Source organism: Roseateles sp. DAIF2 (assembly GCF_015624425.1).
Taxonomy (GTDB): Bacteria; Pseudomonadota; Gammaproteobacteria; order Burkholderiales; family Burkholderiaceae_C; genus Kinneretia.
On record NZ_CP049919.1, the window covers coordinates 4,647,103 to 4,672,013 of the forward strand.

The window sequence follows — 24,911 nt, forward strand, 5'->3', positions numbered from 1 at the left end:
TTTTTCCGCGCTTCGCCGCGCGCGGTTTGAGGCACCATCGCGCGCATGGACCGTCTGGCCGAACAGGTGGTGGCGTGGCACAACCGCAACCCCCTGGCAAAACGCATCAGCATCTACGACGTCCACACCATCGGTGTGGTGGCCCTGCCCTTCATGGGCGGCGGCGCGCCCGCGCCCCTGCCGGCCGGCCCGATCGAGCCGGTGCTGGGTGATACATCGGATGGCGAGGGCGCGCCGGAGGGGCCGCCCCTGCCGCCTGGCCCGCCGCCGGCGATAGCAGCGAGCCCACCCGCAGCGCCGCTACCCGCCTGGCGGCAAGCCCTGACCCCGCTGCTGCAGCGCCTGGGGCTGGCGCCGCGCGCCGGCGAGGGCTGGCCGCTGTTCAGCGAGCGCTTCATCAACCGCCTGTCGTCGCGTCGCATTGCCGCCTTCGCGCTGCGCCATGGCCATGCCAACCCGCCCGGCGCGGCGGACTGGCCGCAGCGCGCGATCCCGATCGACGAGAGGCTGATGGCGCGCGGCGCGGCCCGTGCCGGCGGCGCCTGGCCCTACGAGATCTACCTGATGAGCGCCGGCATCGATGCCGGCACCTCGCGCACGCGGGTGCTGCTGGCCCAGGGCGATGGCGAGCCGCTGCAGGTGCTGGGACGGCGCTGCCTGAACCCACTGGCCCTGGCCACCCTGGGCGCACTGGTGCTGCTGCTGGTCGGCACGCCGACCCTCTGGCTGGCCGGCCACCACCGCGGCGAGGCCGAGCTCGCGCCACCGGTCGCGGCCTCGGCCGCCTCGGCGCCGCTATTGGTCGCGGCGGCATCCGCTCCGCCACTGCCGAGCGCCGCCTCCGAACCCTCCGCTCCGGCCTCGAGCGCAGCCTCTGCCCCGCTGGAACCCGCTTCGGCGGCCAGCAGCAGCGCGGTCGCGAGCGTGGAGGTCGAGACACCTGCAGCAACATCCTCGGCCCCCGACATCCGGCCGCAGCTGGTGCCACCGCGGCCCATCCGCCCCGGCACGCCGCCGATGGCCGCGGCCACCCCGGCCTCGGAGCCCACCGCCGCGACCGGCAAGACAGGTACAAGCACCGCAACGCCACCGGCCGCGGCCACGACCCTGGCCGAGGAGCTGAACCGCCCCCGGGCCACGGCGAGCGCGGCGCCATCCATTGGCGACACCGCTGCGGCCACCTCCGGCCGGCAGGTGGCGCTGGTCGGCCCGGTCAGCCCGACCCGAGCCGAGGCCGAAGTGGTGCTGGAGCGCATGCGCGGCCTGCTGGGCCAGACCGTCAGCCAGCCCGGCGCGCTGCAGGGCCAGGTGTTCCGTACCCATGAGGGCTGGCGCGCCGCGATCTGGCCCTTCGGCAGCCGCGAGGAGGCCCAGCTGATCAATGCCACGCTGGTGGCACGGGGCTTGCGAACCAAGGCGGTCGACTTCTAGAGTTCTGTCCTACAGTGGCGCCATGCTGACCGTCAACAAACTGCTTCCCCAGGGCCGCGGCCTGGCCCCCGTGCTGCTCGAGCGCGCCGCGCAACTCGAGCTGGACTGGGATGTGCGCCAGAAGAGCCGCTTCGATGCCACCGACGACCAGGGTCGCCAGCTGGGCGTGTTCCTGCCGCGTGGCACCGTGGTGCGCGGCGGCGATGTGCTGGTGGCCGAGGATGGCTCGCTGCTGCGCGTCGTCGCCGCGCCGCAGCCGGTGCTGGAGGTGCGGGCCTGCGCCGAGCATGGCAGCCCCTTCGATCTGCTGCGCGCCGCCTATCACCTGGGCAACCGCCATGTGCAGCTGGAGCTCAAACCCGATCATCTGAAGCTGGAACCCGACCATGTGCTGGCCGAGATGCTGCGTCAGATGCACCTGATCGTCACCGAGGCCGTGGCCGCCTTCGAGCCCGAGGCCGGCGCCTATGCGGCCGAGGGCCAGGCGCATACGCACCAGCACCATGGGCACGCGCACGATCACCAGCCGCCCGCGCCGGCACGCGGCAAGCCGATCGGCATCGCGGTGGCCGCTGCCGCCGCTACGCCGCATGTGCACGGCCCCGGCTGCAAGCACTGATGCCACGCGTCCGCCCGGCGCCCACTCCGATCGGCGCGAGCGCCTGGCTGCAGCTGATGCAGCTGGCCTCGCCGGCGCTGCCGGTGGGCGGCTTCAGCTATTCCGAGGGGCTGGAGGCCGCGGTCGAAGCCGGCCGGGTGAGCAACGAGGTCGAGGCCCGGGACTGGCTGCTGGACCAGTTGCATCTAGCCCTGGGCCGCGCGGACCTGCCGGCCTGCGCCGGCGCGATGCGTGCCTGGCTGCGACAAGACCTGACCCGCATCGCGGCGCTGAACGACTGGGTGCTGCAGACCCGCGAGACCGCCGAGCTGCGCCTGCAGAGCGAGCAGATAGGCCGCTCGCTGCTGGAATGGCTGCGCAACCGTGGCCACAACACGCCGGCCGACGCGCTGCAGGCCCTGGCCGCGCTGAAGCCGGCGCCGAGCTGGCCGGTCACCTTCGGGCTGGCCGCGGCGCTGACGGGCGCGCCGCCGCGCGAGGCGATGCTGGCCCATGCCTTCGGCTGGGCCGAGAACATGGTGGCCGCCGCGATCAAGGCCGTGCCGCTGGGCCAGAGCGCCGGCCAGCGCATGCTGGAAGCCCTGAGCGAGGCGATTCCCGCGGTCGTCGATGCGGCGCTGGCCCTGCCGGACAGCCGGCGCCAGGCCTTCACGCCGGGGCTGGCCATCCTGTCGTCACAGCATGAGGCGCAGTATTCGCGCCTGTTCAGATCCTAGGCAGCCTCAAGGGTGCGCTTCATCGCCAGCAGCCCCTGACGCAGCATCGCCGCGATCGGCGGCGCCATCTCGTGCGGCAGCAGATCGGCGATCCAGACCAGGTGGCAGCGCCGCCCCGGCGTCGCCGCATCATCATCCTCCAGCACCTGGGCGCTGGCGTTGTGATGCGTCAGTCGGCCGCCAGCGGCCGACCAGACGATGCGCCGCCTGGCCTCGTCCACCGCGATGATCTGCTCGCGCGCCTGCATGCCGTTCGCAAACGTCACCTGGCGCGCGGCGCCATCGGCCTCCAGCCGGCAGTCGGTGACAAAGCCCACGGCCAGCCGCGTGTGCAGCGCGCCCAGGTCGCGCAAGGCCGACCAGGCCATGTCGGCCGGCACCTCGATCAGGATCTCGTCGTACAGCGATGCCATCTTCCTGCCGCTCCTGCTTGCCGATGAGCCCCGACGGGCTCCCTGCAGGCGAGACTAGGCGGCGGCGCAGGCGGGCACGCGCCGTTTTCGGACATCTTCATTGCTGCCGCCGGCCGCCGCGGCGGCAGCGTCGGGTTCAGCTGCGGTAGTCGGCGTTGATGCTGACGTAGTCGTGGCTCAGGTCGCAGGTCCAGACCGTGGCCTCGGCCGGGCCGCGGTGCAGATGCACGCGCACGGTGATCTCGCTTTGCTTCATCACGCGCTGGCCGTCCTCCTCGCGGTAGGCCGGGTGGCGACCCCCCTGGGTGACCACATGCACATCGTCCAGGTGCATCTCGATCAGGGTCTGGTCCAGGTCCGCGATGCCGGCATAGCCGACCGCGGCCAGGATGCGACCCAGGTTCGGGTCGCTGGCGAAGAAGGCGGTCTTGACCAGCGGCGAATGCGCGATCGCATAGGCGGCCAGCTGGCATTCGGCGGCGTCGCGGCCGCCCTCGATCTTCACCGTGATGAACTTGGTGGCGCCCTCGCCGTCGCGCACGATGGCCTGGGCCAGTTGCTGCGACACCGCGATCACCGCCTCGCGCAAGATCTGCCCCTCGGCGCTGGACAGCGAGTCGATGCGCGCATGGGCGGCCTTGTGGGTCGCGATCAGCACGAAGGAGTCGTTGGTCGAGGTGTCGCCGTCGATCGTGATGCGGTTGAAGCTGGCGTCGGCCGCCTCGGTCACCAGGGTCTGCAGCAGCTCGGGCGCGATGTTGGCGTCGGTCGCCACATAGCCCAGCATCGTCGCCATGTTCGGGCGGATCATGCCGGCGCCCTTGGAGATGCCGGTCACGGTGACCGTCTGGCCGCCGATCTGCACCTGGCGCGAAGCCGCCTTGGGCAGGGTGTCGGTGGTCATGATGCCGGCTGCGGCTTCGGCCCAGTTGTCGGCCTTCAGCGCCGCCAGCGCCTTCGGCAGGCCGGCGATGATGCGGTCCACCGGCAGGGTCTCCATGATCACGCCGGTCGAGAACGGCAGGATCTGCTCCGGCGCGACGCCCAGCTCCTGGCCCAGCGCCACGCAGCTCTGACGCGCCCGCGCCAGGCCGTCCTCGCCGGTGCCGGCATTGGCATTGCCGGTGTTGACCAGGATCGCGCGGATGGGCCGGCCGCCATCCAGATGCTCGCGGCAGATCTGCACCGGTGCGGCGCAGAAGCGGTTCTTCGTGAACACGCCGGCCACCGAGCTGCCCTCGTCCAGCACCACCACCGTCAGATCGCGCCGATCGGCCTTGCGCACCCCCGCCATCGTGACCCCCAGCCGCAGACCGGGTACGGGGTGGAGGGACGCAGGGTCGGGGGCGCTCAGATTGACGGGCATGGCGGTCTCGCGGAGAAAAAGAAATGAGAACGAATGGGAAGAGCCAAGGGCTTGGCTTGTCGCTGGCGCGGATTGTAGGGAGAGATTGCAAAAACAAAGGGCTCCCGAGGGAGCCCTTGAACACTGCGGCGGATTTGCCCGCCGCCGCTGGATCTTTGAACGATCAGCCCTTGCGCTGGCGGCGGCGCGCCACGAAGCCGACGACACCCAGACCGGCCAGCAGCATCGCGTAGGTGCCGGGTTCGGGGACGGCGGTGGGGATCAGGTTCAGGCCACCGGAATAGCTGGCCGAGATCGTGCTGCCGCTGGAGCCCTGCAGGCCGGCATAGCCATGAACGATCAGTTGCAGCGTACCGCTGGTCGGCACCTCGAACAGCTCGGCACCACGGAAGACCGTGCCGCCCAGCTCGTAGGGGTTGGTGATCTGCAGGGCGACGCCATTCAGGGTCGCGCTGGTAAAGACGATCTGCTGAGTGGCCAGCTTTGTCGCGCTGGCGGAGGTGTTCAGCCACACATCGACCAGTGCGCCGCCGGCAAAACTGAAGGTGAAGGTATCGGTAAAGAGGCCCGAAACCTTGTGGTTCACCAGGGTCCCGCTCGGATCGCTCAAACCCGCGGAAAACCCGGATTCTGCATCGCCATCCAGGGTGATGTTGTTGTTGACATTGACGGCTTGCGCTGCGGCAGCGCTCAGTGCCAGTACCGCGGCAGCGAGAAGCTTGATCTTGTGCATGGTCCGGGTTCTCGGTGGTTGTCGGTTTTATTGTCCGGTTGCGCGGCCGGCAGAGCGGCGGCGACCAACCCAGGCCAGCGCCAGCAGGCCGGTCGACAGCAAGGCCAGGCTGCCCGGCTCGGGCACGGCGGCATTGACGTTGACCGTGCCGGAATAGGTGGCGCTGATCTTGGTGCCATCCGCCCAGCCTTCGCCCGCACGGCCGCTGATGGTCAGCACCAGCGGGCCATTCAGCAGCGACTCGCTGAACATGCCGAGTTCGTCAAAATCGATATTGGCGCCGCGATTGCTCTTCTGGAAGTCGAAGGACACACCATTGATCGAGGCGCTGTAGAAGTCGATGTCCTGCTTGTTGCTGCCTGCGGTGCGCAGGATGCCATCGACCAGCGACCAGCTTTGCACGCCACTGAGCACATAGGTGTCGGTGAAGAGGCCGGCCAGCTTGTGCGTCATCGAGATGCCTGCCGACAGACCACCGTCCTGGTCGGCCACCAACTTGACGGTCTGGTTGGTCAGCACCGGGCCGGCAAGGGCCAGGGCGCCTGTCAGGGAAAGCGCGATCGAAACGATGGCAGATTTGAGCTTCATGGGCGGTGGGTAAGCAAAGGGCACACCGTGTGTGTGCCCGATGACTTCACTTTAGGGGGACGCCCTTGACATGCGCACCCCTCATCCACGGGCTCGGGACTTGAATTGTGCGAACTGCGTCACACCGATCCCCCACCCGGGTGGGTCCGGGCGGGCGAGCCGACTCGGCGCGGCGGGATCAGCTCAGCTTGCCGTGGCAGAGCTTGTACTTCTTGCCGCTGCCGCAGGGGCAAGGATCGTTGCGGCCGACATGGCCGTAGACCGGGGCCGGGTCTTGCGCGGCGTCCTGCGAGACCGAACCGTCCTCGTTGGGATGGGTGTAGGTCACGTTGCTGACGCTCTCGGCGCGCTGCTCGATCGCCTCGGCGGCGGCGCTGGCCTCTTCCTGGCTCTGGATGCGCACGTTCAGCAGCACGCGCGTGACTTCCATCTTGACGACGTCCAGCAGCTGCGAGAACAGCTCGAAGGCCTCGCGCTTGTATTCCTGCTTGGGGTTCTTCTGGGCGTAGCCGCGCAGGTGGATGCCCTGGCGCAGATAGTCCAGCGCGGCCAGGTGCTCGCGCCAATGCTGGTCGATGCTCTGCAGCAGCACCATGCGCATGAAGGGCGAGAACTGCTCCAGGCCGACGCGCTCCAGCTTCTCGGCAAACAGCGCATCGCCGGCGGCGATCACCTTCTCCAGGATTTCGTCGTCGGTGATGGAGTCGCTCTTCTCGACCACGGCCTGCAGGCCGGCATCGATCTGCCATTCGTCCTTCAGCACCCGCTCCAGCGCCGGCAGGTCCCACTGCTCCTCCAGGCTCTCTGCCGGCACGAAGCTGCGCACCACGTCGGTCAGCGCGCTGGCGCGCAGATTGCCGATCTGGGCCACCAGCTCCTGGGCCTCCAGGATGTCGTTGCGCTGCTGGTAGATGACCTTGCGCTGGTCGTTGCTGACGTCGTCGTACTCGAGCAGCTGCTTGCGGATGTCGAAGTTGCGGCCCTCGACCTTGCGCTGCGCGCTTTCCAGCGAGCGGCTGACGATGCCGGCCTCGATCGCCTCGCCCTCGGGCATCTTCAGGCGGTCCATGATGGCGCGCACGCGGTCGCCCGCGAAGATGCGCATCAGCGGATCGTCCAGCGACAGGTAGAAGCGCGAAGAACCCGGATCGCCCTGGCGGCCCGAACGGCCGCGCAGCTGGTTGTCGATGCGGCGGCTTTCGTGGCGCTCGGTCGCGACGATGCGCAGGCCACCCTGAGCCTTGACCTGCTCGTGCAGGCTCTGCCATTCACCGCGCAGCTGCTGGATGCGGCGCGCCTTCTCGTCGGCGGGGATCGCGTCATCCGCCTCGATGAACTGCACCTGCTTCTCGACGTTGCCGCCCAGCACGATGTCGGTGCCGCGGCCCGCCATATTGGTGGCGATCGTGATCACGCCAGGCCGGCCGGCCTGGGCGATGATCTCGGCCTCCTTGGCATGCTGCTTGGCGTTCAGCACCTGGTGCGGCAGCTTGGCCTCGGTCAGCAGCTTGGAGATCAGCTCGGAGTTCTCGATCGAGGTGGTGCCCACCAGGGTCGGCTGGCCGCGCTCGTGGCAGTCGCGGATGTCCTTGATCACCGCGTCGAACTTCTCCTGGCTGGTCTTGTAGACCAGGTCCAGCTCGTCCTTGCGGATGGTCGGCCGGTTCGGCGGGATCACCACGGTCTCCAGACCGTAGATCTCCTGGAATTCGTAGGCCTCGGTATCGGCCGTGCCGGTCATGCCCGACAGCTTGCCGTACATGCGGAAGTAGTTCTGGAAGGTGATCGAGGCCAGCGTCTGGTTCTCGCTCTGGATCTGCACGCCTTCCTTGGCCTCGACGGCCTGGTGCAGGCCGTCGCTCCAGCGCCGGCCCGTCATCAGGCGGCCGGTGAACTCGTCGACGATGGTCACCTCGCCGTTCTGCACCACGTAATGCTGATCGCGGTGATACACATGGTGCGCGCGCAGCGACGCGTACAGGTGGTGCATCAGCGCGATATTGCCGGCGTCGTAGAGGCTGGCGCCCTCGGGCAGCAGGCCGGCCTGGCTGAGCAGCCGCTCGGCGTTCTCGTGGCCGTCCTCGGTCAGGTAGATCTGGTGCGACTTCTCGTCGACGGTGAAGTCGCCCGGCTCGATCACGCCCTCGCCGGTGCGCGGATCCAGCTCGCCGATCTGCTTCTTCAGATGCGGCGCGACCTTGTTGATCGCCTGGTAGACATCGGTCTGGTCGTCGGCCTGGCCCGAGATGATCAGCGGCGTGCGCGCTTCGTCGATCAGGATCGAGTCCACCTCGTCGACGATCGCGTAGGCCAGGCGGCGCTGCACGCGGTCGGCGGTCTCGTAGACCATGTTGTCGCGCAGGTAGTCGAAGCCGTACTCGTTGTTGGTGCCGTAGGTCACGTCGGCACGGTAGGCGGCCTGCTTCTCCTCGCGCGGCATATTGGGCAGGTTGATGCCCACGCTCAGGCCGAGGAAGTTGTAGAGCTTGCCCATCTCCTCGGCATCGCGGCGCGCCAGGTAGTCGTTCACCGTCACCAGGTGCACGCCATTGCCGGTCAGCGCATTCAGGTAGACCGCCAGGGTCGCCATCAGGGTCTTGCCTTCGCCGGTGCGCATTTCGGCGATCTTGCCGGAGTGCAGCACCATGCCGCCGATCAGCTGCACGTCGAAGTGGCGCATCTTCAGCACCCGCTTGCCACCCTCGCGGCAGACCGCGAAGGCCTCGGGCAGGATCGCGTCCAGCGCCTCGCCGCCGGCCACGCGCTGCTTGAACTCCTCGGTCTTGGCGCGCAGCTCGTCGTCGCTCAGCGCCTCGAACTTGGGCTCCAGCGCATTGATCTGCTGCACCACGCGGCGGTATTGCTTGAGCAGCCGGTCATTGCGGCTACCGAAAATCTGGGTGAGAAGCTTGGGCAACATGCAGCAGCGTCAGAGGTAAGAGCATCGGCGCGCGTCGGGGGCGGCCGCCGTGCGGATGGCATGGGTGAGTGATGGGATCTGCGATGGCCAGTTGGGGCCGGGCGACGCGAATGCAATACATGGGCGATTCAGCGCAAACCCTGACCCGCGGCCGGGCCGCAGAAAAACCCACCGAGTTTAGCACCGGGGTGATGACGCCCAACCGCCCCACTACACTGTGGCCATGCGCCCCAACTACCTGCCCGCTCCCGCGAAACCGACGGTGCCCGAGCCGCAGACGATCGCGACCACGCTGACCCGCCACCAGGGTCTGGCGCGGCTGGGGCAGCTGCTGCGGGAGTCGAACCGGCGCCTGGAGATCGTCGCGGTGGCCCTGCCCGGCGCGATGCGGCGCTTCGTCAAGGCGGGCCCGATCGACGAGGAAGGCTGGACCCTGCTGGCGGCCAACGCCGCGGTGGCGGCCAAGCTGCGCCAGCTGCAGCCGCGGCTGCTGGAGTTGCTGGCCGAGGCAGGCGTGCCGCCGGCCAAGCTGCGCATCAAGGTGCTGCAGCTGCAACAGCCCTGAACGCCGCGCGAGCGAAAGAGATGGGGAAAGAAGCTGGTGCCGGCTATCGGATTCGAACTGATGACCTACCGCTTACAAGGCGGTTGCTCTACCAACTGAGCTAAGCCGGCACGGCTTGAAAGAGAAACCAAGATTCGGCGGCGAAGCGCCGAGCCGCGATTGTAGGGGCAAGAATGCCCCGTTTTCGCGAACCCGGGTCCGCCCAGCTCGATCAACGAGTTTTTTATTTACTTGATGCGCTTGAGCGCCGGGCGACCGCCGCCGGGCGCCGGGCCCTCGGGATCCGGCGTCGTGTCGGCGGGCGCAGCGCCCTCGACCGTGGCGGGTTCGGCCGGCGCGTCCGCCGGGGCCTCCGCGCTCGGCGCCAGGCGCAGGCCGCGCAACGGCGTCGCGGGCTTGGCCGGTGCGGCCGCTTCCGTCGGCTCCTGGTCGGCCGCCGGCGCGCTGGGCGCCGGGAAGGCCATGCCCTGCCCGTTCTCGCGCGCATAGATCGCGACGACATGGTCCACCGGCACGATGATCTCGCGCGAGACGCCGCCGAAGCGGGCCTTGAACTGGACAAACTCGTTGCCGAGCTCCAGGCCGCTGGTGGCGTCGAAGCCGATGTTCAGCACGATCTCGTTGTTGCTGACGTACTCCTGGGGCACCTGCACCGAGCGGTCGACATGGACCGCGATGTAGGGCGTGAAGCCGTTGTCGGTGCACCAGTCATGCAGGGCCCTGATCAGATAGGGCCGAGTGGACGTGCTGTTGGTGCCGGCGGAGCCGCCGTCGCTGCTGTGATCCATGAACCGAGTTTATTACTTGCGCATCACCTTCTCGGACGGCGTCAGCGCCTCGATGTAGGCCGGGCGCGAGAAGATGCGCTCGGCGTACTTCAGCAGCGGCAGCGCGTTCTTCGACATGTCGATGCCGTAGTAGTCCAGACGCCACAGCAGCGGGGCGATCGCGACGTCCAGCATCGAGAAGTCGTCACCCAGCATGTACTTGTTCTTCAGGAAGATTGGCGCCAGCTGGGTCAGGCGGTCGCGGATCTGCGAGCGGGCCTTCTCGAGCTGCTTGTCGGTGGCCTTGACGGCCTGGCTGCGGCCTTCCAGCACGTTGACATGGGCGAACAGCTCCTTCTCGAAATTGAGCAGGAACAGGCGCACGCGGGCGCGCGCGACCGGGTCGCCGGGCATCAGCTGCGGATGCGGGAAGCGCTCGTCGATGTACTCGTTGATGATGTGCGACTCGTACAGGATCAGGTCGCGTTCCACGAGGATGGGCACCTCGTTGTACGGGTTCATCAGCGCGATGTCTTCGGGCTTGGCGAAGAGGTCGACGTCGCGGATTTCGAAGTCCATGCCCTTTTCGAACAGCACAAAGCGGCAGCGGTGCGAGTAAGGGCAGGTAGTTCCAGAATAAAGCACCATCATGGCGGCAGGCTCCCGAAGAGTCAGAGGGTCAAAAAGCAAACGCAGTGGGTGGCTCTACAGCCCTCCCCACTGCGGTATCCGATCCCGGCCGCGGACGGATCCGCGGTCCGGGCGGCATCTCTATTTCACGTCTTTCCAGTAAGACGCGTTCAAGCGCCAGGCAAACACGGTGAACACGGACAGGAACAGCAGCACCAGCACGCCCAGCCGGAAGCGCTCGCCCTGCGCGGGCTCGCCCATCCACTGGAGGTAGGCCACCAGGTCGGCGACGGCCTCATCGTACTGCGCCGGCGTCAGCTTGCCGGGCGTGAGCTGTTCATAGCCCTTGAAGACATGCACGGTCTTGTTGTGGTCGTGCGGATCCGGCTCGTCGGCGAACTTCGCCACGCGCTGGCCCTGCAGCTCCCACATCGCATGCGGCATCGCGACGCTGGGGAAGGCCAGATTGTTCCAGCCGGTCGCCTTGGTCTCGTCGCGGTAGAAGGTCCGCATATAGGTGTAGAGATAGTCCGCGCCCGAGCCCTTGGAGGCATCGGCTCGCGAACGCGCGATCACGGTCAGGTCCGGCGGGGTGGCGCCGAACCAGTCCTTGGCCTGCTTGGGATCGAGCGAGACCTTCATGGTCTCGCCGACCTTGTCGCCGGCGAACAGCAGGTTGCCCTTGATCTGCGCCTCGGTCAGGCCGATGTCGCGCAGGCGGTTGTAGCGCATGAAGGCGGCCGAGTGGCAGTTCAGGCAGTAGTTGACGAACAGCTTGGCGCCGTTTTGCAGCGCGGCCGTGTCGGTCATCTTTTCCCGCGGGAACTTGTCCCATTCGATGCCGCCGCCGGCGGCTTGCGCGCCGCCCGCCAGGCCCAGGCCGATCAGCAGCGTCGCGATGAGTTTCTTGAACATCATTCTTGTCACTCCTGGCTCAGTGGGCGTGGAAGGTCACACGGTCGGGCACGGGCTTGGGCGTACCCAGCTTGCTCCACCAGGGCATCAGCAGGAAGAAGCCGAAGTAGAACAGCGTGCCGACCTGGGCGATCAGGGTGCCGATATCGCTCGGCGGCTTGATACCCAGATAACCCAGCACCAGGAAGAAGACCACGAAGACGGCGTACAGATGCTTGTGCCAGTCGGGGCGGTAGCGGATCGACTTGACCGGGCTGTGGTCCAGCCAGGGCAGGAAGAACAGGATCACCACCGCGCCGCCCATCACGACCACGCCCCAGAACTTGGCGTCGAAGGTCTTCAGCAGCACGGCCGCGATCAGCACGATCACGGTCGCGATCACCTTGCCCTTGGTCGAGAAGTTGCCCTTCAGCCAGGTCAGCACCACGCCCACGGCCATGATCCCGACCAGCACGTTGACCATCGGATCGGTGGTCGCGCGCAGCATCGAGTAGAACGGCGTGAAGTACCAGACCGGCGCGATGTGCGCGGGCGTCTTCAGCGGGTCGGCCGGGATGAAGTTGTTGTACTCCAGGAAGTAGCCACCCAGCTCCGGTGCGAAGAAGATGATGGCGGTGAACACCAGCAGGAACAGGCTGACACCGAAGATGTCGTGCACCGTGTAGTAGGGGTGGAAGGGGATGCCGTCCAGCGGCTTGCCGTTCGCATCCTTCGGCGCCCTCGGGCCCTTGATCTCGACGCCGTCCGGGTTGTTCGAGCCCACCTCGTGCAGCGCGATGATGTGCGCCACCACCAGACCCAGCAGCACCAGCGGCACCGCGATCACGTGGAAGCTGAAGAAGCGGTTCAGCGTCGCGTCGCTCACCACATAGTCGCCACGGATCAGCAGCGCTAGGTCCGGGCCGACGAAGGGCACGGCGGCGAACAGGTTCACGATCACCTGGGCGCCCCAGTAGGACATCTGGCCCCAGGGCAGCAGATAGCCCATGAAGGCCTCGGCCATCAGGCACAGGAAGATGCCGCAGCCGAAGATCCAGACCAGCTCGCGCGGCTTGCGGTAGGAGCCGTAGATCAGGCCGCGGAACATGTGCAGGTACACCACGACGAAGAAGGCGGAGGCGCCCGTCGAGTGCATGTAGCGGATCAGCCAGCCCCAGGGCACATCGCGCATGATGTACTCGACCGAGGCGAACGCCAGCGCGGCGTCCGGCTTGTAGTGCATCACCAGGAAGATGCCGGTGACGATCTGGATCACCAGCACCAGCAGGGCCAGCGAGCCGAAGATGTACCACCAGTTGAAGTTCTTCGGAGCGTAGTACTCCGACATGTGCTCCTTGTACATCTTGGTGGCCGGGAACCGGTTGTCCACCCAGGTCATCAGCTTGGTGCCCAAGGGAGCACCGGCGGGAGCTTCTTTGAATTCAGCCATGTCGACCTCTGTCCTTTTTAAGCCGTCTTGTCTTCACCAATCAGCAGCTTGGTGTCGGACAGGTACATGTGGGGAGGAACCTCGAGGTTGTCGGGGGCCGGCTTGTTCTTGAAGACGCGGCCGGCCATGTCGAAGGTCGAGCCGTGGCAGGGGCACAGGAAGCCGCCATGCCAGTCGTCCGGCAGCGAGGGCTGGGCGCCGGTCTGGAACTTGTCGCTGGGCGAGCAGCCCAGGTGCGAGCAGATGCCCACGGCGACGAACAGCTCGGGCTTGATCGAGCGGGCCTGGTTCTTCGCGTACTCCGGGGTCGGGTAGGCGGTGCGCACCGACAGCGGGTCGGCCAGCTGGGACTCGGTGGCCTTCAGCGATTCCAGCTGCTCCGGCGTGCGGCGCACGATCCACACCGGCTTGCCGCGCCATTCCACGGTGAGCTTTTCACCGGGCTTGAGACTGCTGATATCGACCTCCACGGCCGCACCGGCGGCCTTGGCCCGCTCCGAGGGCGTGAAGGTGCTGACGAACGGCACCGCGGTGGCTACGCCACCCACGGCACCGGCGCAACCGGTGGCGATGAGCCACGTGCGCTTGCCTTGGTCCACTTGCTGGTCACTCATGAGGTTCCTCAAACGAGACTTCTGATCGGGGGCAACCGCGGATTCTAACGGACGCTGTCAAGCCCCCTGCCCGCTACGCGCACCGCGCCGCGCAGGCGCCACACCCCCGGGCAAGGCCCGATTCCCGAGCGCCCGGCCCAGGCACAATGCCCGGCATTCGGAAACGCAAGAAGAAGGAAGGAACCGTCCATGGGAATCGTCTCGGAATTCAAGGAATTTGCCGTCAAGGGCAATGTGGTCGACCTGGCGGTCGGCGTGATCATCGGCGGCGCCTTCGGCAAGATCGTCGACTCCGTCGTCAAGGATCTGATCATGCCCCTGGTCGGCAAGGCGGTCGGCGGCCTGGACTTCAGCAACTACTTTGTGATGCTGTCCGAGCCGCCGGCGGGCTATGCCGGGCCGATGACCTATGAGGCCCTGACCAAGGCCGGCGTGCCGCTGTTCGCCTATGGCAGCTTCCTGACCATCCTGCTGAACTTCATCATCCTGGCCTTCATCATCTTCATGATGGTCAAGCAGATCAATCGCCTGAAGCGCGACAGCGCCCCCGCGCCGGCCCCGGTCGAGGCGCCCCCCACCCCGGAAGACATCGTGCTGCTGCGCGAGATCCGCGACAGCCTGCAACGCAAGTAAGCGGGGGTAACACCTCGCCGGCTGTCAGTTATTTGGCGGCTGGCGCACGCCCGACACCCGCCCCCATCCACGGGGCGCGGGCTTTGGCGCGATACTGCTGCGCATAGCCTGTGGCAGATTCCCCACAGAGCGCCATTCCAACATGAACCCGTCCGACGTCCGCCTCAACCCGCATCTGGAAGCCGCGCTGCAACGCATCCGCACGGCGGCCGAGCAGGCGGCCGAGCGCGGCGCCGAGGGCATGGGCATGGCGGCCCTGTCGGCCGGCCAGATCAAGCGGCGCGACGCCCTGCTCTCGGCCCAGTTCCTGTTCCGCAAGCAGCAGGCCCTGTTCGGCCAGCGCTTCTACCTGAGCCTGCGCGGCCAGATGGCCGGCGAGCAGAAGCCCAAGGCCGAGGCCGGCCGCCCGGCCCAGAAGGCCTGGACCGAGCTGTCGCTGATGAACGACGACCAGGTCGACGCGATGGTCGCGGCCGACCGCATCGGCCTGGCGATCGGCCACCAGAGCGAATGGGAGCTGCGCGAGGTCGAGTCCTACCTGCCCAACCTTAGTGCCGAGGGCGGCGAGCGCAACCCGCTGCGCCCCGAGCTGATCGCCCAGGCCCTGCTGGACGCGGTCCATGTCGTCACCGAGGACAGCGACACCCGCCAGATCCTGACCGACGAGATGACCCGCTCGCTGGCCCAGGAGATGCGTGCCTGCTATGCGGACATTGCCCAGCTGTTCCGCAGCCGCGGCCTGCGTCCGCAGGACCTGCGCGTGCGCGGCAGCGATTCCGCCGGCGGCGGTCACTCGATGCACGCCCCCCATTCGGTGCATTCGACCCATCACCATTCCGCCCAGGGCGGGCATTCGCAGCATGGCCCGCTCAGCGCCAGCGGCGGTGGCGGCTACGGTGGCCCGCCCTCCGGCCGCGGCGGCGCCTATGCGGGCGGCGGTGGCGGCTGGTCCGGCGGCGCTTCGTCGCGCGGGGCGCCCGGCATGCTGGGCGCGGTCGAACCGCAGATGATGGAGCTGCTGCGCCGGCTCGCCTATGTGCCCAGCGCGCCGGCCGCGCTGGACGCCCCGACCGCCTTCGCCGGCAACTGGGAGGCCGATGGCGGCGGTGCCGCCTGGTCCGGCCAGGCCCTGCCGCCGAACCTGATCGTCCAGCATCGCGAGGAACTGCGCGAGGCCGCCACCGGCCAGCTGGACCATATGGTCATCGACGTGATCGGCAGCCTGTTCGACCAGATCCTGGCCGATCCCAAGGTGCCGCCGCAGATGGCCCGCCTGATCGCGCGGCTGCAGCTGCCGGTGCTGCGTGCCGCGCTGGGCGATCGGACCTTCTTCTCCTCGCGCCGCCATCCGGTGCGGCGCTTCATCAACCGCATCGCCTCGCTCGCCTGCGCCTACGACGATTTCAGCGAGGACCCCGGCCGCGCCTTCCTCGGCCAGGTGCGCGAGCTGGTGCATGAGGTCGCCGAGGGCGACTTCGAGCGCATGGACGTCTACGAGTCCAAGCTCGATGCGCTGGAACGCTTCATCGCCGAGCAGACCGCCCAGGTGCTGCAGGCCGGCAGCGATGCCGCCGCCCTGGTCGAGCGCAAGGAGACCGACCTGCGCCTGCAGCAGCGCTATATGCAGCAGCTCCAGGCCGCGCTGGCGCCGGTGCCGATGCCGGACTTCCTGCGCGCCTTCCTGGCCCAGGTCTGGAGCCAGGCCATCGTGCTGGCCGGCCGCAGCGGCGGTGGCGACGAGCGCGAGCAGCGCCTGCGCCAGAGCGGCCGCGACCTGGTGATGAGCGTGCAGCCCAAGGGCGGCACCGCGCAGCGCCAGGCCTTCCTGAGCCAGTTGCCGGGCCTGATGCGCTCGCTCAACGAGGGGCTGGACCTGATCGCCTGGCCCGAGCCGGCGCGCAAGGCCTTCTTCGGCGAGCTGCTGCCGGCCCATGCCGAATCTCTGAAGGGCCAGGGCCTCTCGCCGCTGGACCACAACCTGCTGGTCAAGCAGCTGGACGGCGTGTTCGGCGTCAGCGCGCCGCAGGAGCAGGACCTGCCGGCCGCCGACGCGCCGGTCACCGTGCCGGACGGCCTGGACATGGCCGAGCGCCTGACCCCCGAGGAGGCGCGCCGCCTGGGCCTGGTGCAGGAGACCAAGGTCGACTGGGACGGTCAGGTCGATATCGACCTCGGCGCCGAGGCGCCGCTGTCCAGCGTCGACATCAGCATCGACGGCCTGCCCGCCGCCGAGGCCCCCGAGCCCAGCGAGGGTGAGCTGCTGATCGAGCATCTGCAGCTCGGCTTCGCCTACCAGATGAACACCGGCGAGCAATGGCGCAAGGTACGCTTGGCCCATATCAGCGCCGGCCGCAGCTTCTTCATCTTCACCTACGGCCAGAAGCATCAGGAGACGGTCACGATGACCGCCCGCATGCTGCGCCGCCTGTGCGAGGCGGGCCGCATGAAGGCCTTCGAGAACGCCTACCTGCTGGAGCGCGCCACCGCAAGGGCGCGCAAGCAGCTGGCCGAGCTCAGCAAGGCCTGAGGCGCCGCTAGCCGAGCAGCCGGCGCGCCATCCGGATCGCCGCCCTCATGCTGGACGGGTCGGCGATGCCGCGGCCGGCGATGTCGAAGGCGGTGCCATGGTCGGGACTGGTGCGCACGAAGGGCAGGCCCAGGGTGACGTTGACGCCCTCCTCGACGCCCAGGTACTTGACCGGGATCAGGCCATGGTCATGCGTCATCGCGACGACCAGGTCGAACTCCCCTTTGCGCGCGCGCATGAAGATCGTGTCCGGCGCATAGGGGCCGCTGGCCTCGATGCCCTCGGCGCGCGCGCTCTCGATCGCCGGCGCGATGATCTCGATCTCCTCGCGGCCGAACAGCCCGCCCTCGCCGGCATGCGGGTTCAGGCCCGCCACCGCCAGGCGCGGCGCGGCCAGGCCGAAGCGGCGCAAGGCCGCGTCGCTGATGCGGATGGTCTGCAGCACGCGCTCGATGTCGAGCAGCTCGATCGCCTCGCGCAGCGCCACATGGATGGTCACCAGCACGACGCGCAGCTCCTCGTTGGCCAGCATCATGCGCACCGGCGGCAGCGCGCCGTCCGCCGCGGCGGCCAGCGCCTGCAGCATCTCGGTATGGCCCGGATAGCCCACGCCGGCGGCATGCAGGGCCTCCTTGTGCAGCGGCGCGGTCACCAGGCCGGCGGCCGCGCCGGCCCGGATCGCCGCCACCGCCGCCTCGATGCACAGGGTCGCGGCGCGCCCGGCGCGCGCATCGATGCGACCCTGCGGGCAGTCCAGCAGATCGGCCGGCAGACCGTCGGGCTGCCAGACCGGCAGGCAGTTGGGCGGCAATCGCCCCAGCTCCGCCAGATCGCCCAGCCGCGCCAGCGGCAGCGAGAGGCCGCGCTGCGCCAGCGCGCGGCGCAGCACGCCGACATCGCCGACCAGGCACAGGTCCTCGCGCTCGGCCGTGCCCAGCCAGGCGGCGGCGGCTATCTCGGGACCGATGCCGCAGGCATCGCCCATGGTCAGCAGCAGCGGGCGCTTCGTCTCGTTACTCATGCGGCCATTGTTCCACGGGCAAGCCCTGACCCCGGGCGGGCCGTGCGGTGGCAGACTGGGCCGCATGAGGAAAAGCAAAGCACAACAGATCATCATCCCCGCTCTTTTGTCCGCGCTCATCGGCGCGGCCCAGGCGGCCCCCAACCCGGCCCTGCGCGGGCTGTTCGACGAGGCCTGGGAGCGCAATGCCCGCAGCGCCCCCGAATGGGCCACCTACCGCGGCGACCATCGCTACAACGACCGCCTGGCCGACCGCTCGCCGGCCGCGATCGCGGCCGATGACGCCTACGCGCGCGAGCTGCTCAAGCGCGCCCGCACGCTCGAGGCGGCCGGCCTCGACGAGGGCGAGAAGGTCTCGCTGGCGCTGTTCATCGAGCGCCAGGAGAACGAGGTCGAGTTCCAGGCCTTCGAGGGCTACCGCACCCTGAGCCTGGGCTCGCTGTGGGGCTTCCAGGCCAGCCTGTCGGGCCTGCTGCGCCAGACCCCGGTGAACAGCGAGGCCGAGGTGCAGCAGCTGCTGCGGCGCCTGGCCGCCTATCCGAAGCGGGTCGAGCAGGAGATCGCGCGGCTGCGCCATGGCATCAGCCTCGGCTGGGTCAGCTCGCGGCCGGTGCTGGAGCGCTCGCTGGCCCAGCTGGACGGCCAGCTCAGCGCCGACCCCGAGAAGAGCCCGCTGTTCGAACCCTTCACGCGCCTGCCCGAGAGCATCCCGGCGGCGCGGCGTGCCGAGCTGCGCCGGCTGGGCCTGGCCGCGGTGCGCGAGCAGGTCTACCCGGCCCAGCAGGCGCTGGCGCGCTTCGTGCGCGAGGACTACCTGCCCAAGGCGCCCGCCAACGGCGCGCTGTCGAGCTATCCGGGCGGCGCCGCGGTCTATGCGGCCCTGGTGCGGCGCAACACCACCCTGGCGCTAACCCCGGCCGAGGTGCATGCCACCGGCCTGGCCCAGGTGGCGCGGCTGCGCGGGGAGATGGAGGCGGTGCGGCGCGAGGTCGGCTTCGCCGGCGAGCTGCCGGCCTTCATGAAATACCTCTACAGCGATCCGAAGTTCTTCCACGCCGACGGCGAGGCGCTGCTGAACGGCTACCGCGAGATCGCCAAGCGCATCGACCCCGAGCTGCCCAGGCTGTTCGCCGAGCTGCCGCGCGCGCCCTACGGCATCCGCGCGATGCCGGCCTATATGGGCGAGGGGGCGGCCGAGAACTACACCGCGCCGACCATGGACGGCAGCACCGCCGGCTGGTTCAACGCCAATGCGCTGGCCTTCAAGCGTCGCCCGATCTGGGGCATGGAGACCCTGGTCGTGCACGAGACGGTGCCGGGTCACCACCTGCAGCTGGCGCGCCAGCGCGAGCTGGGCACCCTGCCGGCCTTCCGCCGCAACCTGAGCTACACCGCCTACTCCGAGGGCTGGGCCCTGTATGCCGAGACCCTGGGCAAGGACCTGGGCCTGTACAAGGATCCGTACAGCCGCTTCGGCCATCTGCAGGCGCAGATGTTCCGCGCCGCGCGCCTGGTGGTGGACACCGGCCTGCATGCGCTGGGCTGGCAGCGCCAGCAGGCGATCGACTACATGCTGGCGCAGACCGGCCATGACCCGGTCTTCATCGCCACCGAGGTCGATCGCTACTACGCCTCGCCCGGCCAGGCCCTGGCCTACATGACCGGGCAGCTGAAGATCCAGGCGCTGCGCGACAAGGCGCAGGCGGCGCTGGGTGAGCGCTTCGATCTGCGGCGCTTCCACATGGTGCTGCTGGACCAGGGTCCGCTGCCGCTGGCGCTGCTGGAGCAGCGCGTCGATGCGTGGATCATGGCCGAGCGCAAGGCCGGCTGACAGTTCAGGCCGGGTTGTCGATGTCGATGAACTGCTGGGTCAGGCCCGGCAGTTCCTGAACGAGGCGCGCGGCCAGCGCCTGCACGCCGTAGCGCTCGGTCGCATGGTGGCCGGCGGCGACGAAGGCCACGCCGGTCTCGGCCGCGTAATGGGCCTGCGGCTCGGAGATCTCGCCGGTGACGAAGACATCGGCGCCGGCCGCGATCGCCGCCTCGAAGAAGCCCTGGGCGCCGCCGGTGCACCAGGCCACGCGCCGCAGCGGCCGGCCATCGCCCGGCACCGCGATCACCTCGCGCCCCAGGCGCTCGCGCAGCAGCGCCGTCAGCCCGGCCAGGTCGGTGGGCATATCCAGCGCGCCGGCGAAGCCCAGGTCCTGCTCGCCGAAGCGCGCATCGGCACGCCAGCCGAGCCGCGCGCCCAGCTGCGCGTTGTTGCCCAGCTCGGGATGGGCGTCCAGCGGCAGGTGATAGGCGAACAGGCTGATGTCATGCTGCAGCAGCCTCTGCAGCCGCTGCTTCATCCAGCCGGTGATGCGCCCGTCCTGGCCGCGCCAGAACAGGCCGTGATGCACCAGGATCGCGTCGGCCCCGGCCGCGATGGCCGCGTCGATCAGCGCCAGGCTGGCGGTGACGCCGCAGACGAGGTGGCGGATCTCGTCGCGCCCCTCCACCTGCAGACCGTTCGGCCCATAATCCTTGAAACGCCCCACATCCAGCAGTTGGCCGAGGTAGCGGTCGATGTCGTGGCGATGGGGCATGGTCGTGACGAGGCGGTGTTGTGCGAAGGTTCTGGCTGATTTTCTCCCAGGCGGTGACGGTGGGGCTCGCCCTGCTGTTCGTCGTCGCGACCCTGAAGCCGCAATGGCTGCCGCGCGAGCGCCCCAGCCGGACGACGCCGCCAACCCTGAGCCTGCTGGCGCCGCCGCTGGCCGCCAGCGGCGTGCGGCCGGCCCTGCTGGAAGCGGAGCCATCCTCACCGACGCATAACGGCGGCTACCGCCTGGCCGCGCGCCGCGCCGCGCCGGCGGTGGTCAGCATCACCGCCAGCAAGGCCCCGCCGCGCAGCGCGGCCCGCGGTGGCGACGACCCCTGGTTGCGCTTTCACCGCGGCCTGCGCCAGCGCGAGCTGGAGCGCGGCGACGAGGGCGAGGGTTCGCAGTTCGGCCTGGGCTCGGGTGTGATCGTTTCGCCCGAGGGCTATCTGCTGACCAACAGCCATGTGGTGGCCGGCGCGGCCGAGATCGAGGTGCAGCTGGCCGACGGCCGCCAGGCCAAGGCCGAGCTGGTCGGCAGCGATCCGGAGACCGATGTCGCGGTGCTGAAGATCGCGCTGGACAAGCTGCCGGTGATCGCGCTGGGCGACGAGCGCGCGCTGCAGGTGGGCGACGCGGTGCTGGCGATCGGCAACCCCTTCAATGTCGGCCAGACCGTCACCTCGGGCATCGTCAGCGCGCTGGGCCGCACCCAGTTGGGCATCAACACCTTCGAGAACTTCATCCAGACCGATGCCGCGATCAACCCGGGCAACTCGGGCGGCGCCCTGGTCGACGAGCAGGGCCGGCTGGTCGGCATCAACACCGCGATCTTCTCGCGCAGCGGCGGCAGCCTGGGGATCGGCTTCGCGATTCCGGTCGGCACCGCGCGCCAGGTGATGCAGGCCCTGGTGAGCGAGGGCCAGGTGGCGCGCGGCTGGATCGGCGTGCAGACGCGCGAGCTGACGCCGGAGTTCGTCGAGGCCTTCAAGCTGACCGTCCACGAGGGCGTGCTCATCAGCGGCGTGGTGGTCAATGCGCCGGCGGCCAAGGCCGGCATCAAACCCGGCGATGTCGTGACCCGGGTGGCCGGCACCCTGGTGCACAGCCCGACCCAGCTGCTGGCCGCGGTGTCGGCGCTGAAGCCGCAGAGCCAGGCCGCGATCGCGGTGCAGCGCGGCGATCAGGCGATGGAGTTCCAGCTCAAGGTCGGCCAGCGGCCGCTGCAGCCGGCGCGCGAGTAAAAGCGAACGCTCAGGACTGCTTCGGGGCCGAGGCGTCCTCGGCGTCCGGCGCCTTGGAGTAGCGCATGAACAGGCCGGCCGCCCACAGGCCGACCTCGTACAGCAGGCACATCGGGATCGCCAGCGCCAGCTGCGAGACCACGTCCGGCGGCGTCACGATGGCGGCGATCACGAAGGCCAGCACGATGAAGTAGCCGCGGAACTCGCGCAGCTTCTCGACCGTGACCAGGCCCATGCGCGCCAGCACCACCACCACCACCGGCACCTCGAAGGCGGCACCGAAGGCGATGAACATATTGATCACGAAGCCCAGATAGGCCTCGATGTCCGGCGCGGCGACGACGCTCTTCGGTGCAAAGCCCTGGATGAACTTGAACACCTGGCCGAACACGAAGAAGTAGCAGAAGGCCACGCCGATGAAGAACAGCAGGGTGCTGGAGATCACCAGCGGCAGCACCAGCTTCTTCTCGTGCGAATACAGGCCCGGCGCGACGAAGGACCAGACCTGGTAGAGCACCACCGGCAGGGCCAGGAAGAAGCCGGCCAGGAGGGTGATCTTCAGCGGCACCAGGAAGGGCGAGATCACATTGGTCGCGATCATCGTCGAGCCCTGCGGCAGGTGCGCGACCAGCGGCGCGGCCAGCATGTCGTACAGCGCCGAGGGGCCAGGATATAGCGCCAGCACGCCGAAGCACACCGCGATCGCGATCACCGCGCGGATCAGGCGATCACGCAGTTCGATCAGGTGGGAGACGAAGGGCTGTTCGGTGCCGGCGAGTTCGTCGTCGGGCTTGTTGGAATCGCTCATGGGGAGGGTCGGCGGGGCGGACGGAAACGCGCCACGCGTGCGGCGCCGGACTGCACATGCCGGCGCACGCCCTCGCGCTGCTTGTACCACTGGGGTGTGGCGCCGCGCTTGAGACGCCAGTTCTTCTTCGGTGCCTGGTAGCCGGGGGTGCGCAGGGTCTGCAGGCCGTCGTCATAGGCGCTGCCGCCGCTGCCATCGAGGCCCGAGGTGGCCTCGGCCCAGTTCTGCTCGAAGGCCTGGTTGGCCTCGCTGAACTCCTTGTGCACCGTCTGCTCCATGTCGCGGGCACTCTCCTCGACATGGGTCTTCATCTTCTTGAGCTCTTCGAGCTCGATCGACCGGTTGACCTCGGCCTTGACGTCGGCCACATAGCGCTGCGCCTTGCCCAGCAGGTGGCCCACGGTGCGGGCCACGCGCGGCAGGCGCTCGGGGCCGATCACGATCAGCGCCACGGCGCCGATCAGGGCCAGCTTGTCGAAGCCGAAATCAATCATTCAGGGCTCAGGACTTCGTCTTGGCCTCGACGTCGACGGTATTGCTGTCGGCCGTCTTGTTGGTGCTGACCTGCTGCTGGGGTGCCGCGGCGCTGTCGGCGCTGCTGCCACCATCCTTCATGCCGTCCTTGAAACCCTTGACCGCCGAGCCCAGATCGGAGCCGACGTTCTTGAGCTTCTTGGTACCGAAGATCAGCACCACCACCGCCAGCACGATAAGCCAGTGCCAAATGCTGAACGAACCCATATTTCTCTCCTGGAAACGAAGCCCCCATTCTAGGGGGCGCGCATGACAATTCTCTGCCTGGGGTCAGGGGGGCGACATTTGCGGGCCGTCTGCGCCAGCCCGGCCCTGCGAGACAGGGCCGGTCCTTCGACGGGCGTCGGCCGGTCCGCAGGGACCGGCCTCGGTCCCGTCTCAGCCTTTAGCCCAGGGGCGGGGGCCGCCCATCGCGTGCATGTGAAGGTGATACACCTCCTGCCCGCCGTCCGGACCGGTGTTGATCACGGTGCGGAAGCCGTTGCTGACGCCCAACTCCTTCAGCAGGCGCGGCGCCAGCAACGACATCTTGCCCAGCAGCGCCGCATGCTCCGGCTGCAGCTCCACCATGCTGGCGATATGCAGCTTGGGAATCAGCAGGATGTGCACCGGCGCCCAGGGGTGGATGTCGTGGAAGACGAGGACGTCCTCGTCCTCGAAGACCTTCTTGGCCGGGATCTGGCCGGCGATGATCTTGCAGAAGATGCAGTTGGGGTCGTGGCTCATGAGACGATGGCTTGATTGGCGTTCATCGTGGTCCAGCCGCGCACGATGCGGTAGAGGAACCAGATCGAGATCAGACACCAGGCGATCCAGCCCGGCACGAAGAACAGCAGGAACAGTGGGAAGGTCAGCAGGTAGGCGAGGCCGGCGAACAGCACGCTGCGCAGGCGCCAGCGGAAATGGCTGGCCTGCCAGGTGCCGGCGGCCTCGTCGCGCTTCACCAGGTCGATCACCACCGCGGCGATCAGCAGCAGCACGCTGACCTGCAGGCCGGGCAGCAGCGCGCCCAGCGCGACGATGGTGTGCAGCACATAGCTGACGATGCCGATCGAGCGCAGGCTCTGCGCGCGCGCCGGGTCGAGCACCACCGTTTCCACCGTGTCGTTCATGGCGTCATGCTCCCTTGTTCTCGGGCCGCTGGGCGAATTCCTGCAGGCCCGACAGGCCCTCGCGCCGCGCCAGCTCGTTCAGCACATCGGCCGGCGTCAGGCCGAACTGGGCCAGCGCGATCATCGAGTGGAACCACAGGTCGGCGGTCTCGTAAACGATCTTCTGCGCGTCGCCGTCCTTGGCGGCCATCACCAGCTCGGTGGCTTCCTCGCCAACCTTCTTCAGGATCGCGTCGGTACCCTTGGCGAAGAGCTTGGCCACATAGCTGGCCGCGGCATCGCCGCCGGCCGCCGGCTTGCGCGACTCGATCACGGCGGCCACGCGGGCCAGGATGTCGGTGCTGTCGTCGCTCATTTGCTGTAAATGCTTTCGGGGTCCTTCAGCACCGGCTCCACCGTCTGCCAGGCGCCGTTCTCGTAGCGCTGGAAGAAGCAGCTGTGGCGGCCGGTATGGCAGGCGATGCCGGGCTCATGGCCCTGCTGGGTGATCTTCAGCAGCAGCACATCGTTGTCGCAGTCCATGCGCATCTCGTGCACGATCTGCAGATGGCCGGACTCCTCGCCCTTGTGCCAGAGCTTGGCGCGCGAGCGGCTCCAGTAGACCGCCTGGCCCAGCTGGGCCGTGCGCTCCACGGCCTCGCGGTTCATCCACGCGAACATCAGCACGTCGCCGGTGTCGCGCTCCTGCGCGATCACCGGCACCAGGCCGTCGCGGTCCCACTTGATCTGATCCAGCCAATCCAT

The 24,911-nt window shown here is 68.6% G+C and carries 27 protein-coding genes and 1 tRNA gene; 8 read left to right on the top strand and 20 right to left on the bottom strand.

The genetic code is table 11. The annotated features are described in order from the left end of the window. The first annotated feature begins 45 nt into the window (after nt 1–45). The 3 genes from G8A07_RS21360 to G8A07_RS21370 are packed head-to-tail and all read left to right on the top strand — an operon-like array spanning nt 46 to nt 2,766. On the top strand, nt 46–1,431 hold the full coding sequence (locus G8A07_RS21360) for a hypothetical protein (RefSeq protein ID WP_195793969.1): 1,386 nt from the start codon (nt 46–48) through the stop codon (nt 1,429–1,431). A 22-nt stretch (nt 1,432–1,453) separates the two neighbouring features. Further along, nucleotides 1,454–2,050 carry an urease accessory protein UreE gene (gene ureE / locus G8A07_RS21365; protein ID WP_195793970.1) on the top strand — a complete coding sequence of 199 codons (597 nt, stop codon included), beginning with the start codon at nt 1,454–1,456 and terminating at the stop codon, nt 2,048–2,050. Further along, nucleotides 2,050–2,766, top strand: a complete 717-nt coding sequence (locus G8A07_RS21370; protein ID WP_195793971.1) for an urease accessory protein UreF — start codon at nt 2,050–2,052, stop codon at nt 2,764–2,766. The genes ureE and G8A07_RS21370 overlap by 1 nt, the downstream gene beginning before the upstream one ends. Here the strand turns inward: G8A07_RS21370 and G8A07_RS21375 are convergent. The 5 genes from G8A07_RS21375 to secA form a co-directional block, all read right to left on the bottom strand. Continuing rightward, nucleotides 2,763–3,179 (bottom strand): SRPBCC family protein, encoded by a 417-nt coding sequence (locus tag G8A07_RS21375; protein WP_195793972.1) that lies wholly within the window; start codon nt 3,177–3,179, stop codon nt 2,763–2,765. The genes G8A07_RS21370 and G8A07_RS21375 overlap by 4 nt on opposite strands. A 136-nt stretch (nt 3,180–3,315) precedes the next feature. Further along, nucleotides 3,316–4,545: a bifunctional glutamate N-acetyltransferase/amino-acid acetyltransferase ArgJ gene (gene argJ / locus G8A07_RS21380; RefSeq protein WP_195793973.1), complete on the bottom strand. Its 1,230-nt coding sequence runs from the start codon at nt 4,543–4,545 to the stop codon at nt 3,316–3,318. Between the two features lie 163 nt (nt 4,546–4,708). After that, entirely contained in the window at nt 4,709–5,278 is a 570-nt protein-coding gene (locus G8A07_RS21385; protein WP_195793974.1) for an FxDxF family PEP-CTERM protein, read from the bottom strand. A gap of 27 nt (nt 5,279–5,305) precedes the next feature. Beyond that, complete coding sequence (locus G8A07_RS21390; RefSeq protein ID WP_195793975.1) at nt 5,306–5,890, bottom strand: FxDxF family PEP-CTERM protein; 585 nt, start codon at nt 5,888–5,890, stop codon at nt 5,306–5,308. A 154-nt stretch (nt 5,891–6,044) separates the two neighbouring features. After that, nucleotides 6,045–8,786, bottom strand: coding sequence for a preprotein translocase subunit SecA (gene secA / locus G8A07_RS21395; protein ID WP_195793976.1), 2,742 nt, complete (start codon nt 8,784–8,786; stop codon nt 6,045–6,047). Between the two features lie 223 nt (nt 8,787–9,009). On the opposite strand from secA, the gene G8A07_RS21400 reads away from it, so the two are divergent. After that, nucleotides 9,010–9,351, top strand: coding sequence for a hypothetical protein (locus G8A07_RS21400; RefSeq protein WP_249937085.1), 342 nt, complete (start codon nt 9,010–9,012; stop codon nt 9,349–9,351). Between the two features lie 34 nt (nt 9,352–9,385). Here the strand turns inward: G8A07_RS21400 and G8A07_RS21405 are convergent. The 6 genes from G8A07_RS21405 to petA form a co-directional block, all read right to left on the bottom strand. Then, nucleotides 9,386–9,461, bottom strand: a tRNA-Thr gene (locus tag G8A07_RS21405). Between the two features lie 117 nt (nt 9,462–9,578). Next, nucleotides 9,579–10,139 (bottom strand): ClpXP protease specificity-enhancing factor, encoded by a 561-nt coding sequence (locus G8A07_RS21410; RefSeq protein WP_195793977.1) that lies wholly within the window; start codon nt 10,137–10,139, stop codon nt 9,579–9,581. Nucleotides 10,140–10,151: 12 nt separating this feature from the next. Then, a complete protein-coding gene (locus G8A07_RS21415) occupies nt 10,152–10,769 on the bottom strand; it encodes a glutathione S-transferase N-terminal domain-containing protein (RefSeq protein ID WP_195793978.1) in 618 nt (205 codons plus the stop codon). Between the two features lie 120 nt (nt 10,770–10,889). After that, entirely contained in the window at nt 10,890–11,666 is a 777-nt protein-coding gene (locus tag G8A07_RS21420; protein WP_195793979.1) for a cytochrome c1, read from the bottom strand. A 16-nt stretch (nt 11,667–11,682) separates the two neighbouring features. After that, nucleotides 11,683–13,092, bottom strand: a complete 1,410-nt coding sequence (locus tag G8A07_RS21425) for a cytochrome bc complex cytochrome b subunit (protein WP_195793980.1) — start codon at nt 13,090–13,092, stop codon at nt 11,683–11,685. A 17-nt stretch (nt 13,093–13,109) separates the two neighbouring features. Further along, on the bottom strand, nt 13,110–13,706 hold the full coding sequence (gene petA / locus G8A07_RS21430; RefSeq protein ID WP_195793981.1) for a ubiquinol-cytochrome c reductase iron-sulfur subunit: 597 nt from the start codon (nt 13,704–13,706) through the stop codon (nt 13,110–13,112). Between the two features lie 189 nt (nt 13,707–13,895). On the opposite strand from petA, the gene mscL reads away from it, so the two are divergent. Both mscL and G8A07_RS21440 read left to right on the top strand, forming a co-directional pair. Further along, on the top strand, nt 13,896–14,339 hold the full coding sequence (gene mscL / locus G8A07_RS21435) for a large conductance mechanosensitive channel protein MscL (protein WP_195793982.1): 444 nt from the start codon (nt 13,896–13,898) through the stop codon (nt 14,337–14,339). 142 nt (nt 14,340–14,481) lie between these two features. Next, nucleotides 14,482–16,866, top strand: a complete 2,385-nt coding sequence (locus G8A07_RS21440; protein ID WP_195793983.1) for a DUF1631 family protein — start codon at nt 14,482–14,484, stop codon at nt 16,864–16,866. Between the two features lie 7 nt (nt 16,867–16,873). Here G8A07_RS21440 and pdxA read toward each other — a convergent pair whose 3' ends face one another. Further along, entirely contained in the window at nt 16,874–17,887 is a 1,014-nt protein-coding gene (gene pdxA, locus G8A07_RS21445) for a 4-hydroxythreonine-4-phosphate dehydrogenase PdxA (RefSeq protein ID WP_195793984.1), read from the bottom strand. 64 nt (nt 17,888–17,951) lie between these two features. Between pdxA and G8A07_RS21450 the strand changes: the two genes are divergently transcribed. Beyond that, the gene (locus G8A07_RS21450; RefSeq protein ID WP_195793985.1) at nt 17,952–19,718 is read left to right on the top strand and encodes a DUF885 family protein; all 1,767 of its coding nucleotides are present in this window, start codon (nt 17,952–17,954) and stop codon (nt 19,716–19,718) included. Nucleotides 19,719–19,722: 4 nt separating this feature from the next. Here G8A07_RS21450 and G8A07_RS21455 read toward each other — a convergent pair whose 3' ends face one another. Next, entirely contained in the window at nt 19,723–20,475 is a 753-nt protein-coding gene (locus G8A07_RS21455; protein ID WP_195793986.1) for a Nif3-like dinuclear metal center hexameric protein, read from the bottom strand. A gap of 20 nt (nt 20,476–20,495) precedes the next feature. Here G8A07_RS21455 and G8A07_RS21460 point away from each other — a divergent pair, with 20 nt between their 5' ends. Next, nucleotides 20,496–21,713 carry a S1C family serine protease gene (locus G8A07_RS21460; protein ID WP_195793987.1) on the top strand — a complete coding sequence of 406 codons (1,218 nt, stop codon included), beginning with the start codon at nt 20,496–20,498 and terminating at the stop codon, nt 21,711–21,713. Between the two features lie 10 nt (nt 21,714–21,723). Here G8A07_RS21460 and tatC read toward each other — a convergent pair whose 3' ends face one another. The 7 genes from tatC to hisI all read right to left on the bottom strand — a co-directional run bounded on the left by tatC (nt 21,724) and on the right by hisI (nt 24,911). Beyond that, nucleotides 21,724–22,521 carry a twin-arginine translocase subunit TatC gene (gene tatC / locus G8A07_RS21465; RefSeq protein ID WP_195793988.1) on the bottom strand — a complete coding sequence of 266 codons (798 nt, stop codon included), beginning with the start codon at nt 22,519–22,521 and terminating at the stop codon, nt 21,724–21,726. Then, nucleotides 22,518–23,015 (bottom strand): Sec-independent protein translocase protein TatB, encoded by a 498-nt coding sequence (gene tatB / locus G8A07_RS21470; RefSeq protein WP_195793989.1) that lies wholly within the window; start codon nt 23,013–23,015, stop codon nt 22,518–22,520. The genes tatC and tatB overlap by 4 nt, the downstream gene beginning before the upstream one ends. A gap of 7 nt (nt 23,016–23,022) precedes the next feature. After that, the gene (tatA, locus tag G8A07_RS21475; RefSeq protein ID WP_195793990.1) at nt 23,023–23,262 is read right to left on the bottom strand and encodes a Sec-independent protein translocase subunit TatA; all 240 of its coding nucleotides are present in this window, start codon (nt 23,260–23,262) and stop codon (nt 23,023–23,025) included. A 171-nt stretch (nt 23,263–23,433) separates the two neighbouring features. After that, on the bottom strand, nt 23,434–23,781 hold the full coding sequence (locus G8A07_RS21480) for a histidine triad nucleotide-binding protein (RefSeq protein WP_195793991.1): 348 nt from the start codon (nt 23,779–23,781) through the stop codon (nt 23,434–23,436). Beyond that, nucleotides 23,778–24,167, bottom strand: coding sequence for a hypothetical protein (locus G8A07_RS21485; RefSeq protein ID WP_195793992.1), 390 nt, complete (start codon nt 24,165–24,167; stop codon nt 23,778–23,780). Before G8A07_RS21485 ends, G8A07_RS21480 begins: the two co-directional genes overlap by 4 nt. A 4-nt stretch (nt 24,168–24,171) precedes the next feature. After that, nucleotides 24,172–24,522 (bottom strand): phosphoribosyl-ATP diphosphatase, encoded by a 351-nt coding sequence (locus G8A07_RS21490; RefSeq protein ID WP_195793993.1) that lies wholly within the window; start codon nt 24,520–24,522, stop codon nt 24,172–24,174. After that, complete coding sequence (gene hisI, locus G8A07_RS21495) at nt 24,519–24,911, bottom strand: phosphoribosyl-AMP cyclohydrolase (protein ID WP_195793994.1); 393 nt, start codon at nt 24,909–24,911, stop codon at nt 24,519–24,521. Before hisI ends, G8A07_RS21490 begins: the two co-directional genes overlap by 4 nt.